The 15058-nt window shown below is 39.5% G+C and carries 11 protein-coding genes; 5 read left to right on the top strand and 6 right to left on the bottom strand.

Going from position 1 to position 15058, the window contains the following annotated elements; genetic code table 11:
- Nucleotides 1-20: 20 nt before the first annotated feature.
- The 3 genes from FNZ24_RS10305 to FNZ24_RS10295 form a co-directional block, all read right to left on the bottom strand.
- Complete coding sequence (locus tag FNZ24_RS10305) at nt 21-569, bottom strand: ABC transporter substrate-binding protein (RefSeq protein ID WP_194945036.1); 549 nt, start codon at nt 567-569, stop codon at nt 21-23.
- A gap of 209 nt (nt 570-778) precedes the next feature.
- The gene (locus tag FNZ24_RS10300) at nt 779-1528 is read right to left on the bottom strand and encodes a hypothetical protein (protein ID WP_153914402.1); all 750 of its coding nucleotides are present in this window, start codon (nt 1526-1528) and stop codon (nt 779-781) included.
- A 136-nt stretch (nt 1529-1664) separates the two neighbouring features.
- Nucleotides 1665-3602, bottom strand: a complete 1938-nt coding sequence (locus tag FNZ24_RS10295) for a hypothetical protein (RefSeq protein WP_153914401.1) — start codon at nt 3600-3602, stop codon at nt 1665-1667.
- Nucleotides 3603-3947: 345 nt separating this feature from the next.
- Here FNZ24_RS10295 and FNZ24_RS10290 point away from each other — a divergent pair, with 345 nt between their 5' ends.
- The 3 genes from FNZ24_RS10290 to FNZ24_RS10280 all read left to right on the top strand — a co-directional run bounded on the left by FNZ24_RS10290 (nt 3948) and on the right by FNZ24_RS10280 (nt 7087).
- A complete protein-coding gene (locus FNZ24_RS10290; RefSeq protein ID WP_153914400.1) occupies nt 3948-4826 on the top strand; it encodes an ABC transporter ATP-binding protein in 879 nt (292 codons plus the stop codon).
- Entirely contained in the window at nt 4823-5806 is a 984-nt protein-coding gene (locus FNZ24_RS10285) for an ABC transporter permease (RefSeq protein WP_153914399.1), read from the top strand. The genes FNZ24_RS10290 and FNZ24_RS10285 overlap by 4 nt, the downstream gene beginning before the upstream one ends.
- 492 nt (nt 5807-6298) lie before the next feature.
- Complete coding sequence (locus FNZ24_RS10280) at nt 6299-7087, top strand: LuxR C-terminal-related transcriptional regulator (RefSeq protein ID WP_153914398.1); 789 nt, start codon at nt 6299-6301, stop codon at nt 7085-7087.
- Nucleotides 7088-7157: 70 nt separating this feature from the next.
- Here the strand turns inward: FNZ24_RS10280 and FNZ24_RS10275 are convergent, their stop codons facing one another.
- The 3 genes from FNZ24_RS10275 to FNZ24_RS10265 form a co-directional block, all read right to left on the bottom strand.
- Nucleotides 7158-9044, bottom strand: coding sequence for a hypothetical protein (locus tag FNZ24_RS10275; RefSeq protein WP_194945038.1), 1887 nt, complete (start codon nt 9042-9044; stop codon nt 7158-7160).
- 645 nt (nt 9045-9689) lie between these two features.
- Nucleotides 9690-11522, bottom strand: coding sequence for a hypothetical protein (locus tag FNZ24_RS10270; protein ID WP_153914396.1), 1833 nt, complete (start codon nt 11520-11522; stop codon nt 9690-9692).
- 192 nt (nt 11523-11714) lie between these two features.
- Nucleotides 11715-12440 (bottom strand): helix-turn-helix transcriptional regulator, encoded by a 726-nt coding sequence (locus tag FNZ24_RS10265; protein WP_194945035.1) that lies wholly within the window; start codon nt 12438-12440, stop codon nt 11715-11717.
- Nucleotides 12441-12711: 271 nt separating this feature from the next.
- Between FNZ24_RS10265 and FNZ24_RS10260 the strand changes: the two genes are divergently transcribed.
- Nucleotides 12712-14154 carry an ATP-binding protein gene (locus FNZ24_RS10260; RefSeq protein ID WP_153914394.1) on the top strand — a complete coding sequence of 481 codons (1443 nt, stop codon included), beginning with the start codon at nt 12712-12714 and terminating at the stop codon, nt 14152-14154.
- 44 nt (nt 14155-14198) lie between these two features.
- Nucleotides 14199-14888 carry a response regulator transcription factor gene (locus FNZ24_RS10255; protein WP_153914393.1) on the top strand — a complete coding sequence of 230 codons (690 nt, stop codon included), beginning with the start codon at nt 14199-14201 and terminating at the stop codon, nt 14886-14888.
- Nucleotides 14889-15058: the final 170 nt, after the last annotated feature.

Raw genomic sequence — 15058 nt, 5'->3', positions numbered from 1 at the left:
CTCCGAGTTTGATTGGCCTTTCACCCCCAGCCACAAGTCATCCGSTAGTTTATCTCGTAGTAAACACTGACTTTTGGCAAGTGTGCATACTTATCGACGACCTGTTGTAGTTCAGTTTTTATTTGTGCGACTAAGTCGGTTGCGCCTTGCTGTTTGCCTACTGCGTTACCGAGGGCGTGTATTTGTTGGTAGACCTCAGTAAGGCTGCTTTCTTGCATGTGAATAACGGTTAGCCCTTGCTCTTCAAGCTGTTTTTTAACGCCAAGTTGTAAGCCGGTTGCTGTTAGCACTACGCTTGGGTTTAATGACTTAATCTTGTCGATATCAAAGTCAGTAAAACCGCCAACAACGGTTAATTCACCGCGTTCAACTGCTGCAGGAATGGAATCCGGAAAACGTGCGTAACGGGTAACGCCGACGAGTAGATCTTCTGCACCGATGGCGGAGGTCGTGTGGCTCCAACTTGGCGCCAGTGACACTATACGAGCAGGCTGAGCTGCGGCAAGTGAAAAACACGTTGCTAGCCATAGCAATGACAGCCAGCGAATAAATGATGCATGCGGTCGCATAAATAAGTGTCCCTAATGTGAGGTTATTATGGTGTTGTAAGCATAATTTTACCATTCATTGATAATGGCTACAGTCATTCATAATGAAAGTTAGACCCCACTAGCAGAACCCTTAATCGCTATCATTTTCTAGTGCTTTTCACAGTGTCCCCGTTGATTTTAGCTGGCAGAATAAGCATGTTAGCAAAGGTGGGTTTGCTATGGGTTTGCTATGGTTTTACTATGCCGTACTTAATTCCCTGCTTAATTAATGCCGCCCGAGTTTTTACTTCGAATAAGTCTTTTAACCTATCAATATGATAGCCAACGCCTCGTGCACTAATGTGTAAGGTATTTGATATGTCGTCTATACATACATCTTCAGACAGTAGTGACAAGATCTCACTCGATTTCTCAGAAATACAGGCATAGTTTATTAGCGGTGTTAGTTGGTAGTAATACTGGTTGAGCAGCTGGTAATTAAGTAACATTAGCTGCGTTTCAAGCTGCTTGTAATTGTCTTTCATTGAGGCTAGCGTTGATTGTGCCTCCTGGTCTGAAAACAAAATAAACGTGCCGCTCCACTCTGGCACTTCATCCAGTGGCAATCGGACATGCAGCGAGCAGTTAAAATTATTGGCGTTTTTAAATTGAGCAACAATTTTTTGCATTGACTCTACGTTTGAATGCCCAGTCCAAAAGCTTGAGTAGGGACTGAGTTTTATCATTTCATCAATAGATTTGGTGGCAAGAAATGAATAATAGTGTTGGCGGATTAATTTACTGCGCTCATCTAAGCACAGAGCGTATTTTTCATTTTTAACATATTGATTAAATGGCTTAGATAGCTTCTTTATCATGGATAAAGGGTTATTTAAATCATGAGGACGGATGACGTAGCACATGCTGTCAAAGCCATATTGGTTAATCATGGCTTTTATTGTAGAGGCATCGCTGGGGTTAAATTTTAAGCTTTCCAAGTTGTGCGCCCTTAAGTTGAACTACGTTAGTAGCTATCTTTAGTAATATATTCTTAAATAGGGTGAAGATATTCTTCACCCTATTTGCTTATTTTATCTTTGTTAGAGGGAAGCGGCGTTTCCCCTTAGAGCATGCTTAGTCCTCATTAGGGTGACAGCTTAAACATGAGTATGGATCTGGGAAAACCTTACCGATACGGTAGTGGTTTGTGCCTGAAGTCGTCACGCTCGTATAAGGCTTGTAGTTACCTAAACTATCACTTGGGTACCCTGGGTATGGTGCTACATTACCATAGCGATCTTCATCGTTGGCTCTAATGTCATCGCCAGTAACTTGGACAAGCGTTGAGGCCTCACCATGCTTTTTGTTAGCTAGGTCACGGTCATGACACCAGAAACAGGTATCAAGCTCGCCGTGGCCTGCTTTGCCACCGTTAGCACCGTGACAGCTAGCACAAAATGCCGGTTGAGTATTGTCGAAGCCGTCTGTGTATGCCGTGGGCCAGTTTGCACCGCCATGACCCTTAGGGTCCTTTTCTTCGTTGTGACAAAGTGTACAGTCTGCAATACCCCAACCAAAGTGGGTTTCCGTTAGGATTTTAGCATTGTTTTTGCTATTTTCAGTGGGTAATTTGTGGATACGTATGGTTTTTACGTCACTACCGTCTTTAGCTTCACTAAAGTCGTGCACCAATAAATCATCAACCTGGTAATCACTGTCATACGGGCGACTAATGACATCTGGGTTCCAGCTTGCATACTGGTTTCCGTATCGAGTAACAGTGTTTTCTGGTAGATAGTTGTGAACATATACGTCAGACATTAAGTGGATTAAGGTGCCACCAAATGTACCCGCCCATTCGGCGCGGCAAATCTCTTTAGAGATTTTATCTGGGCTGTCAGCTGCAACATTTTCGCCTTGTGCATTCCAGTTACAATCTGGGTACTTAAATACATCACGGTTGGTATTTGGCGCATCTTTGTAGTTTTCACCTTCGATGTAGTAGGTTAACCAACCTTGTAAGCCTTTGTTTCGAATGCCTAGGAATTGAGTTAATGCGTAGTGACCAACATCTGCACCAGATTGAAGTACGTTCCAGAAAGTATATGAAAAATCGCCTAAACCTCTTTCTTGAGCAGCTTTACCTGCCGCTACATAGATATCCATGCCTGTGATAACACCCGGCTGGAAAATGTCTGGACGGTGGTTCAATGGTTTTACTGGAATATCGTACAGCTTAACATCGTCGCCAATTGGCGGGTTGGCTTCAAATTGTTGTAATACCATACCGCGTTCTTTCTGACGCTCTACCTGACGCTTTTGAACCCAGTGTCTACGAGCAGTCATGTATTCGCTAAATGGTTGAAAGTTATATGTCATATTAGGCTGAGCTAGTACTTCATCCATTCTTAAATAGTTTAGCTCTCCGCCTGCATGGAACCCCTGAGTATTACTTACTGCACGTGTGAATTCGTCACCTTGTGCAAATAAGCGGAAGTGCCAATTTGGGTTGTCAACTTCGTCGAGGTTACCGTCGCCGTCTTCATCCCATGAAATCGTAAACGTTGGAGTACCAAGACCAGAGGTTTGGTAGTCCTCTGTTACGGTAAGAGTTAAATCTTCAAGGGTAATAGCCAGGTAGCGTAGAATATCAAATACTGAGTAACGCTCAGCGACAAAAATATCGTTGCGGTAACTGCCTTCACCAAGTCCATCAGGGTTAGTGATTAGTGTGTTGTGTAGTTTCTCTAAATCAACCTCTACGACATGGTCTTCTGGCCATGGTTCGTTGACAATACCTGCATCCTGAGCAGCTTTAATGTTGTAAGAATAGTCATTCTCATCCGCTCCGTTAGCAACCACCCACTCAGTAATATTATCTTGTTGTTTACCAAGTTGTATTTTTACGATACCGAACCTTTCTAGCTCAGGTGTCACATTGACATCAATATAGTCTGGTTTTGGAACGACAGGTTCTTCTGGGTCTGTTGGAGGGACGGGATCACTGTCACTCCCACATGCTGATAGAAGCGCCACCATAGAGAAACATAAAAGTGTTTTTTTAAACTTCATCATCTTTCCTTTTCTTGTTATTTTATGCCCGCTTATTGAGTCGCGGAGACGATAAAACTTTAAGTTACTCGGGACGGTAATTCCCTGTGTCAATCGGTAGGGATTTATACTGGGTAACAGCAATGAGCTTGGTATCACATTTGGGCTTAACAGCATGCAAAGCGTGGTGGAGTTTGTGTTATGGGAATGCGTTGCGACCACAAATATGACCCAGCAGACATTAGTCATCAAAGTTTGAAGCCAATAACAGTTCTATAAAATCGCCTAAGTTACTAGTAATTATCACACTGTTTGACTTTGTTAACCCATGCAAAATATAGGAAAAATTTTGTAAAGGAGACTGCCGTGTCCCCACTATTAGAAGCGCAAGGCTTAGTTTGCCATTATGGTTCCACCAAGGCGGTTAAAGGTGTCGACTTAAAAGTTGAGAAGGGGCAGTGTTTAGGATTATTGGGCCCTAATGGTGCTGGCAAAACGACGACTATGGAAGCCCTAGAAGGGGTGAGGGCCCCTACAGCGGGTAAAATCTTGTTTGAAGGACGTGAAATTGACAGCGATTATCATCAGCAATTGGGAATTCTTTTCCAATCTACAGCACTACCTGATTATTTGCGTGTAAAGGATTGTCTGCGATTGTTTGCAAGCTTTTACAAGCAAAGTGTTTCCATTGATGAACTCATTGAACTTTGTCAATTACAAGAGGTGGCTGAACGCTATCACGTGCACTTGTCCGGCGGACAGCGTCAGCGCTTGCTTCTTGCATTAAGCTTGGTGAATGACCCTTGTCTCATTTTCCTTGATGAGCCAACCACCGGTTTAGATCCTGCTTGCCGTTTGGCTTTTTGGCAACTGCTTGAACGATTAAAGCAACGAGGTAAAACCATGTTGTTGACTAGCCACTATATGGAAGAAGCCGAGCGGTTGTGTGATCAAGTCGCAATCATGAATAAGGGAAAATTAGTCGCAGTTGAGTCACCTAAAGCGATGCTGCAGCAACAGTTTTCAAAGCAACTGGTTTGTTTAGATGGTGTTTCAGCAATTGATGAAACTGTTTTAGCAGATTTTTCATACGTACAGGATGGAGAACGCTATCAGATTGAGACCGATGATAGCTGTAAATTACTGAGTGCGCTATCTACAAGTCAGTTTTCGAACCTTCAAGTACGAAGCCCTAACTTAGATGATTTATTTTTAAAGCTGACTGGGAGTAGTTTGATCTCATGAGAAGCCTTTGGGCATTAATTTGTGCCCGTAACTTAGAATTTATTCGTGACCGCTCAGCATTGGGTTGGTCGACGATTTTTCCAATTATACTTATTATGGCAATTGCAATGGTGTTTACTCAGCATCAAAGCCCTATGTTCCGAATAGGTTACATGCAAGGAAGTGAAGTACCAGCTTCGTTACTTGAACTCGATCATATTGATTTTATCGAGTACCAAGATCCTCAATTAGCTCAATTAAAAATTTCTCGCCATCAACTAGATTTACTCATAGAGCAAGACCACTATTTAATTAATCCAGAATCACGTAGCAGTTATTTTGCTGAGCAATTGCTCTTAGCTGATAGTCAAAACTGGCAATCTCAAGATATTACAGGTGAGCCATTGCGGTATGTTGAGTGGATTATGCCGGGAGTCATAGGCATGAATATGATGTTTTCGGCTTTATTTGGTATTGGTTATGGCGTGGTGCGTTATCGTCGTACCGGTGTGCTTAGGCGATTACATGTTACCCCTGTAAAGCCGTGGCAGTTTATAGGCGCGCAATTGATTAGCCGCTTATGTTCGTTACTGGTTAGCTCAGCAGTAGTATTCATATTGATTTGTTTACTATTTTCAATCGAAATAGAAGGCTCAATTTGGTTATTGTTACTGTCGACTGCGCTCGGTGGTATGGCAATGATTAGTATTGGTTTGCTGGTGGCTAGTCGCACTCGATCTGAAGAGTACAGTAATGGGATTCTGAACTTACTATCGTGGCCAATGATGTTTCTTTCTGGTGTGTGGTTCAGCCTAGAAGGTGCATTACCATGGGTGAAACAATTGGCTGAGTTTTTACCTCTGACTCAAATGAACCGTGCTAATCGTGCGATATTACTGGATGGTGCAGCTATCGGTGAGATCATGCCAGATTTGTTAGCTTTGGCGGCAATGACTGTCACATTATTATTGATTACGTGTTGGCGTTTTCGCTGGGACTAGCTTAGATTTTATACAACCTTGTTAGCTATCTTTACCTGCGTAAAGCTAGCTAACAAGAGTTCTTGGGGGGGAAGAATAACAGCTAACAAACCTAGTAAAGCTCGATAGAGCAATAAACTCGAGCATTTATGGCTAAGCCAAGCTTGGTCGAGAATCTTAAAATATACCAATAGTTTTCAAGTTACATATATTAGTAATAGACCTGAGTCATTAGGGTTATCTACTGCGCTATTATATTGCCGTTCTAACTCTTTCCTTTAACTTCATAAAACATTTTGCTTGTTTGATGCACATTCAGCTGCCGATATTTTGAGTATGATTTGGGTGGGGATATGCAATTAAGTAACATTTTTTATACTGAAATGATAATCAAATCACACAATTAGCTATGACATGTCACACTGTTTTCAGGTGGCAGGTTGAAGTCACTGAAACCATCAGAGGCTATCGTTAGTATTCGCAATAATTGGCTTAATAAAAAGGATAAGTTATATGAGTAATGCTAATTTGAGAATAATAAATGATGAGCCTGATAAAGCCAAAAATCAGCGTGTTTTGTGGTTAGAAAGTTGCTTGGAAGAGATTGCTACCGAGTTTGGTTTTATTGGGGCAACTTATTTACTCTTTTTTAGTGACAAAGTTAAGTACAGTGAGTCTTTGCTGGCAAAGCCTGTGACTTATAAAAAGCAGCATAAAATGAATAATTTCCTTTTCTCGAACAAACGAATGAAGCAGCTACGGAGAGATTACGAGCAATTAGCGATTCATCATGATCCCAATATACAAAACGGACTATCTAATAGCCCGTTTAAGATTTTTAGTTACGAAGGGGATGACAAGAGCAGCAAAATATGTCGTTCGGTATTGGACAAGTACGGTGTTAGCACCCGCTTAGTTTGTCGTTGTGATTATGAAGATCAGCCTGCATTCAAAGGTTGTTTTCTGTTAATGAGTAGTGAATCAAAAGAGGAACTCAGTAATCGCCTAGCTGAAATAAAACCTCAAATAGAGCAAAAAATACAACATTTTCATAAGGTGGCAGTATCTAGTACTGCTGCTCCTGAGATTAACCCCATTATTGGATTGGGATTGATTTCCTCCAAAGGACGTTCGGTATTGGAGTTAGTCGCTGAAGGTTTCAATCGTATCGACATTGCTGAACGATTGTTTTTAACCGAGCGAGGGGTCGATTACCATTTAAATAAACTTAAATATTTATTTAATGCCAAAACTAATGCTCAATTAGTCAGCAGCGCCTACAAGTTCAAAGTCCTTTCCTAAACTTCAGCCCATTAAAAAGCGCCAACCAGTTAATCTGGCTGGCGCTTTTTGCTACTCAGATTAGATAGCGTTAGTTAGCGCTGGTGTTTACATCCATCTGCGTGTTTGGGTGACAAGTTATACAAGAGTATGGATCAGGGAATTGTGAGTCCATGTGGTAATCACTGCTTCCAGAACTCAGCATATCTGCTTCGTAGTAAGCTCCAATATTATTGCCTTTATCATGCACTGGACGGCCTTTGGTCTCAGCCAATGTGTTAGCACATGGTCCTTTCACAGCATTACCTGATTCATCGACTATGCTCTCATGACATTCAATGTCCTGTACTTGCAGTTTCAAAGAAGCACCGCCATGGTTGATCATCTGTTTGTCTTCAGAGTGACACCAATGACAGCGTGATTCTTCACCATGGCCAGTTGGTGCGCCATTGCTACCATGACACTGAGCACAGTAGTATGGTTCTGCTGTGGATGGAAGTAATGGTGAATCACCGTCTAAGTGAACATTATCAATACTGTGACATTGGCTACAGTCAGCAATTCCCCAGCCAAAATGACTGTCATCCATTGGCGCTACTGCTTTATTGATGTCGTACCATTCATATTGACCATCGGCATAATGGTAGGCTGGCACCATCCATAAACCGTTTTGTGAAGACTTTTTGAGCTTAACAACCTCATGAGGGTAGTTTATTACCCAAGAGTCGGACATATGATGGAGCATGTTACCGCCGAATATATTGTTAAAGTCATCAATACACCATTGGGCTTGCTGCTCAGTCATATCTTCAATCCAAGGGCAGTATTTAGCGCGATTGCCCAATATGGTCGCTACAGTTGGAGTCATGCCCCCCATTATGCCATCAGCGAAGAAATCAGACGCGGTTTCATTTTCACCGGAATACATCAACCAACCATTAAAGCCTTCTGCTCGATCACCCTGAACACTGGTTATAGCATATGCGCCGACGTTAGAGCCTGTTGACAGGGTAGGCCAAACTGTAAAGCCGATATCAACATTTAGGGACTCATCATTATGTGCAGTCATTAATGCATCGGCAATAGTGTAAACACCATCGACGAATAGATCAGGTCTTAGATTGTAATTATCTACGGTGATATTTTCTGCGATGGTAATAACATTGCCATCACCAAAATCCACTTGGATTTCGCCTAAAACGACTTTACCGTCATTGTCTTTAAGGCGCTGAACCTCAAGAGCTTGTACATAATCGCGGCGTTCGGTCATTACAGGGGTGAATGGTTCGTAGCGTACTTCAGCATTCGGACGAAGCATAAACTCTTCAGGGCGTTCGTACATAGCTTCTAGAGTTGGCGGGCCAATTTCACGCTTAAAGTTACCACCAGTGTAAGTAAAGCGTGGGTACCAGTTTGCGTTTTCGAAGTTTTCTTCACCATCATTTTCATCAAAGGTTCCGTTACCGTCGTTATCAAAGCTGGTTACAAATCGATAAGTGGCTATGGACTCGTCAAACTGATAATCGATATGAAAATCATCACGAATTTTACTGACATAGAGCATTAAATCTAAGATGGTGAACTGTCCATCAGCCACTTGAGGGTTGATAGATTGGCCCATCTCGCGTTTGAGATCAGAAGCCTTAATGGTCATCTCGTACTTAGTCGAATCAGGAGTGAATACATTGTTTAGATCTTCATCGTAATCTAAATTGTCATCAGCCGTACAAAACTCCGGATGCGTATCACTACAAGGGTACCAACGACCGATATAGAAGTGGACATCACCCTCTAATGGATCGTTGAGTTGAACTTGAAGATCAAAATTATCAGGAAGATCTACAGCAGGTGTATTATCTTCAACAGGGGTATTTTCCTCAACAGGCGTACTGTCGTCTGGAACACTGCTGCTGTCATCAGAGCCACAGGCGGCTAACATTATCGCGGACAGCAAAAGCGGGTATCTAAGCTTGCTCATCATCAGATCCTTAAAAGTTACAAACAAGAAAACAGTGAACAAGTAATCAACAGCTCGTTTCGAATTATTAGAGACTTTGTTTAAATCACTTGTCACGTGCTGACAGCACTTAGTCTGTGCTGTTTTTCAGCTGTATTAGTGTATGTTTTCAGCATCTAAAAAATTGATGTTAGGTTTCATAGTAAAACTCGGTTTACTACTAAGTTATGACGAATGTCACTAAAGTAACTAATGCGGATTGAGATGAATGGTCATTCTAGTTAACAGAAAGTCACTTTGTTGCGCACTCACTATCAAGCAATCAAGTACAGCCTGAATGTACAGAGGCTAAATTAATCCAATAATGGAAAAACACTCTGTAACCAATATCTTGAGAGTTTGAATTTTGTTATATGTCATAGGAGTGCTTTAGTCATTATGGATTTTGTTGCCTGTTTATGCAGTTGTGACTTAAAGGGTTAATTGGGTATAAAACTTTCTACTAGAAAGAAAGATCGAAGTAACTTGAAATTACCTCTACTTCAAACAAAGGATGCTCCGCATACAGATAAATACTGTAAAAAATAATGCATACTTCACACGTAAAAAAGCTTACCGATAGTGATATCGATAAGCTTAGACAGTGTCGCTTTTTACTTTTGAATATTACTGATTTGGGTGGCACGTAACACAAGAATATGGGTCAGGAAACTGCTCATCTGAGTGCCAGTCACTGTTTCCTACTGCCATCAAATCTTCTGGGTAAGCAATATCAGAATAGGCAGTTCTTTTGTTAAATGCTTTGTCATGAATTGGTGATGTTGTGAGGTTCGCTTTGTTAGCGCAAGGTCCAATTAGCTCGCTTTCACCAGCATAATCAGGGTGAACATTATTTAATAAACTATCATTGCAGGTTAGGTTATTTGCTAAACCTCTTGCAGACGCTCCTCCATGATTTGTCATTAACTTATCCTCAGAGTGGCACCAATGACAGCGAGATGTTTCTCCATGTCCAATCGGTGCCCCGTTACTGCTATGACATTGAGCGCAGTAATAAGGTTCAGCTGTACCAGGTAAACTTGGTGAGTCGCCATTTAAGTGGACGTTATCGACACTGTGACAAAGGCTACAATCAGCTATGCCCCAGCCAAAGTGCTCTTGTGTTAATGGTGCTACAGCTTTAGTTATGTCGTATTCTTTACCAAGTCCATCACCAGCTCTAAATAGCTCGGTTGTTTGCCACTGACTCCACATCGCTTCCATGTAATTGAGAGTGATACTTTTAGGGGGGGCATTCATTACCCATACATCAGGCATGATGTGCCCATCAGCAATGGTTTTCCAGTCATCTAAACAAAGTTGGGCTTGATCCAACGTTATATCACTTCCCATCCAAGGACAATAGCTTCGATTTGCCTGAACTGTTTCTGCGGTGACGACTGCTCCACGAGGGTTGAAAAAATCTTTACCTGTGTCGGCTTGATCTGCAAAGATAACCCATCCAGACCAGCCAGCAGAGCGGACATCATTAAGCCCTACTATCGAAAATGAGCCAACATTTGCGCCAGTAGATAATTGTGGCCAATAACTTAGATCCACTTTTGCGTCATGCTCTAGGCTATCATTGAGGCTTAGTAAGATATCCAAGTAGGTTATCACGCCTTCTTTAAATAGATCAGAACGCATTCCGTATGAATTAACTTCTACGTTTTCATATATGGTCGCTTCACCATTGACATTTATCGTTATCTTTTCGATAACGACCTTATCATTATTTGACGAGACTCTATCAACCATCATCGCTTGAACTTCTTCGCGGCGATGAGTCATATCTTCTGAGTAAGGTTGTAGACGGAATAATGAGCCTGAGCGAACCACCATTAGGTCGGTAGGTGTATAGGTTGCTTCAATTGCAGGATCGACTACTTCACGTTGGAATTCGCCTGAGTTGTACATGAATCGAGAATACCAATTGGGGTTTTGATATTCTTCAGGATCATTGACATCTATAATACCGTCGCCGTTGGCATCAAAATCTACTGTAAAGCGATAGGTTCCAATCGCGGGATCAAAGTCACCTACATTTAAATTAAAATCATCACGTTTACGGCTGACATACTCCATTAAGTCAAGTACTGAAAAGTGACCATCTTGAAGAATTGCACTATAGGCTGACTTACCGCCAAATTCTTCAATTAAGTCTTCTGATGGAATAGTCATGACATATTTACTTTCATCAGAAACAATTACATTTCTACCATCACTATCACAAAATGCCGATGCCTCTGTGCCATTGCATGCGTACCATCGTCCTAGGTAGACTGTAATATCATCTTCTAAGGTTTCATTAGGCTCTATATTAACTGTAAGGCTTTCATGTTTAGGTTCAGATGTTTCTGGTATTTCCGGTATCGTTGATTCAGCACCATTATTGTCTGAACCACAGCCTGTTAAGCCTAAGGCAATTATTATTGATAAATACAACGATTTCTTATTCATTATCATCTCAATTTTTCTCATTTTATTTGTGATAAGTTTTTATTATTTTTATTAATTAAAAAGTACATTCTAATAATATGCTTATGAAAATATGATTTATTCCTTTTTGTAAAATTTTTGTATTGGATTAAAACTGTTATATAGAAAATGTATATATTTAATTTGATAATTTTTTATGATTTATAAATATTTTTAGATGATGCATCCTTCTTTGACTAACCGAATTAAATCAGAGTTATTTTTTGCTTTGAAGTTTTCTCTAATTTTCTCTAGGTGGTAGTCAACGCCTCTAGATGACATAAAAAGTGTGTTAGCTGTTTCATGTCTATTAGCTCCTCTTGCTACTTGCTCCAACACGCTTAGAGTCCGTTTTTTTATTTTTCCATCATTAACATAAGGGTTGATTATTGAAGGGTATGTTCTTGATAAATAGAAATGAGTTAGTTCCAGGTTTTTTTTAACAAACTTTTGAGATAGCAATGTATTCAAATCAATATTGTTAAGTTTTGAATGGAAAATAAAGTGGCCAACAAATTTATCCCCTGGAAGTTGCACATATAATGAATACTCACTGTTTATTTCATATTCAGAAAACAAGGCATTTTTGGCCAATCCATAGCTGTCATTCTCTACTGCAGTAGGGGGTACAAATCCATCAGGCCATTCGCCTGTGAACATGAAAGGTTCTATTTTTATGTCTTTTTTCTGTTGTAATTTTATATATTTTTCCATAAATCGTGAATGGGCTGGAGTCATTGAAAACAGAGGGTACTTTTCCAACTGATGGTATGCTTTAGACTGGCTGTGTTTATATCCACGCAATGCTTCACTCGGATAAACACGATAAGAAATCTTGCAATAGTTAAAATCTTTCAATTGAGAATGTAACTCGTTATTGATTGCCTCTATATCAGTCATTTGAGACTCCTTGATCTTAATACTCATATGTTTTGTATGGAAAATATAATGTATATTTTTACATTCATATTTTATGGAATAATATTAATTGGCAATTATGAGGTTTGTGTGAGCGTTAGTGGTGTATTAAGAGAGCAAGTTAGATATGCATCATTGTTTTATTAATAAATGGTCATATGATTTTGAGAGTACTGATAACTAAGTCACAAGAAAGATTTTTGAGTTGTGTTACAAATTGTTCATTAAAAATTTAATATTATTAAATAGTAATATGAAGATAAACTTTTCGAGCTTGTATTCAAAGCTTCTCATTGCTTTTGTTGGTCATACTTTACTCATTATTGTTTTAGTCACCTTTATGACTCTTTATTACGTATCGAATAGGATGCATGCCAATATTGATATTTTTGAGGAGCATGCAAAAAGAGATTTGATAACTGTACTCATAAATTATTATGAACAACATGGAAGTTTTGAAAGTTTAAAATCTAATGACACATTCCTTAGGATGAAGAAAAATAGCTTTGAAAGCGCAAGCTTTGAATATGCTCACCCTATGGAAACAGTTATTATAAATAGCATTTCTGACCTAGGACAAAACAAAGAGCAGGTGCTGCTTTTTATTTCAAGACGATATATAAACCTTTCAACATTGAGCTCTTCAAGTCAACAGTGCATTTCTGGCCCATGTAATCATAATATTCAAATGGTAAAAGAGCCTATTCAGAGTAACGGTAAAACGATTGGATTCCTTAACTTACCTAAAAAGCTCACATTAAGCTTTTTTAAAACATGGTGGTTAATATATTCTCTTCCAATGTTCACTATATTAATTTTAGTTTCTGTTAGCTTGTCGATAATCATTACTGCTTATATTTTACGTCCAGTAAAACAATTACGAGTTGCTGCAAAAAAAATTAAGGCTAGAGATTTTGATTTCGAAGCCCCAGTAAAAAACAATGATGAACTCAACTGTTTATTACAGAATTACAATGAGGTAGCTCATCAACTTAAGGTTTATGAATATGGGCAAAAAAGGTGGGTAAGTGCACTTTCTCATGAATTAAACTCTCCGTTAGCTAATATAAGAGCTGATATTCAAGCTATGCATGATGGTGTCAGAAAAATAGATATTAAACGACTTGATGTAGTGTTGGGGGACGTTGATCAGTTACACAAGTTAATCAATGATTTACAAATTGTTGTTGCCCCAGAGCGTTGGGTAAACCTTAAAATACAAAGCAGTAAATGCATCCTTGAGTCATTTGATATTGCACTAGCCTCTTGTAGCTCACGACTACAACAAGCAAAATTAGTAGTAACTCAACACAACCAATTAACTGAAGAACAAACGCTTAACCTTGATTCAAATAAGTTGGTACAAGTTTTCATTAATTTGCTAAATAACTGTATTTCATATAGTCATTCCTCAACCAATATTAGTGTGAGGTTCTTGCAATCAAACAGTACTATTGTAGTGGAAGTGGAAGACACAGGGCCTGGCGTTCCTGTTTCAGATCTTCCTTTTATCTTTGATTACTTATACAGGGTTGAGAATTCACGAAGTCGTAATACTGGTGGTAGTGGATTAGGACTAGCTATTTGTAAAGCTATTATAGAGTCACATCAGGGGCAAATTACTGCAACTCAAGGGAGTAAAGGAGGCTTAAAAATTATGATCACTTTGCCATTTACTACCTCAACAGCTGCTTAAAGTGAGCAGGGCTAAATATATAATATAAATTAGAGCGTAGAGTTATGATAAATGAAACTCACATTTGGATTGTCGAAGATGATGCAAGACTAGCCAGTGTAATGCAAGAGTACTTAACACTAGAAGGCTTTCAAACTCGCCATTTTAGTAATGGAAAAAATTTGTTGTTAGCGATGGAAAGTAATATTCCTGACCTATTATTACTTGATGTAATGATGCCTGGGATTGATGGTTTAAGCCTATGTGGTGAAATCAGGAAATCTAATAATTTACCTATTATGTTTGTCACATCCAAAAATAGTGAATCTGACCGTATTATAGGATTCGAGTTAGGCGCTGACGATTATCTCTGTAAACCCTTTAATCTTAAAGAGATGGTGTATCGAGTAAAAGCTTTACTTAAGCGTACAATGCCCAGTACCTCAACAAAACCAACTAATAATATTGTCTACGGTGCAATAACACTTGATCTTATTTCACATAGAGTCGTTATTGAAAACTCAGAACTTCATTTGACTCCTACAGAATTTGATTTACTTAAGCTGTTTATGAATAGTCCTAACGTTGCGTTTTCTAGAGCAATGTTAGTAGAACAAGCAATTGGTTATGGGTATCAAGGCTATGATCGCAGTGCTGATTTTCATATTAAAAACTTACGTAGAAAACTTGAAACTAAGCTTCCTGCTGAAAAATATATTAAAACTGTTCGGGGGATTGGCTTTAGGTTTGTGTAGATAAAAGCCACTTTGGCGCTGGAAATGGCTTATACTGGTATGTTTACCATTTTGGTCATCAATCAAAGTTAAAGATGCAAAAAGTCAATTTAAACAATAGTATAGGACGGGAAGTGGTTGAGCGATGAAGCCGTTACAATTATTAGTTAGCATACCTTGCTGATAATCGT

It is taken from the genome of Shewanella sp. TC10, from assembly GCF_009663145.1.
In the GTDB taxonomy this organism is placed as follows: domain Bacteria; phylum Pseudomonadota; class Gammaproteobacteria; order Enterobacterales; family Shewanellaceae; genus Shewanella.
The sequence above is the reverse complement of the archived record's forward strand: the minus strand, read 5'-3'. Positions and strand labels throughout refer to the sequence as shown.

What these genes read in the sequence shown, in the direction of transcription:
- FNZ24_RS10295 (WP_153914401.1), bottom strand. Translation starts at nt 3,602, where the DNA reads ATGAAGTTTAAAAAAACACTTTTATGTTTCTCTATGGTGGCGCTTCTA.
- FNZ24_RS10285 (WP_153914399.1), top strand. Translation starts at nt 4,823, where the DNA reads ATGAGAAGCCTTTGGGCATTAATTTGTGCCCGTAACTTAGAATTTATT.
- FNZ24_RS10280 (WP_153914398.1), top strand. Translation starts at nt 6,299, where the DNA reads ATGAGTAATGCTAATTTGAGAATAATAAATGATGAGCCTGATAAAGCC.
- FNZ24_RS10275 (WP_194945038.1), bottom strand. Translation starts at nt 9,044, where the DNA reads ATGAGCAAGCTTAGATACCCGCTTTTGCTGTCCGCGATAATGTTAGCC.
- FNZ24_RS10270 (WP_153914396.1), bottom strand. Translation starts at nt 11,522, where the DNA reads ATGAATAAGAAATCGTTGTATTTATCAATAATAATTGCCTTAGGCTTA.
- FNZ24_RS10265 (WP_194945035.1), bottom strand. Translation starts at nt 12,440, where the DNA reads ATGACTGATATAGAGGCAATCAATAACGAGTTACATTCTCAATTGAAA.
- FNZ24_RS10260 (WP_153914394.1), top strand. Translation starts at nt 12,712, where the DNA reads ATGAAGATAAACTTTTCGAGCTTGTATTCAAAGCTTCTCATTGCTTTT.
- FNZ24_RS10255 (WP_153914393.1), top strand. Translation starts at nt 14,199, where the DNA reads ATGATAAATGAAACTCACATTTGGATTGTCGAAGATGATGCAAGACTA.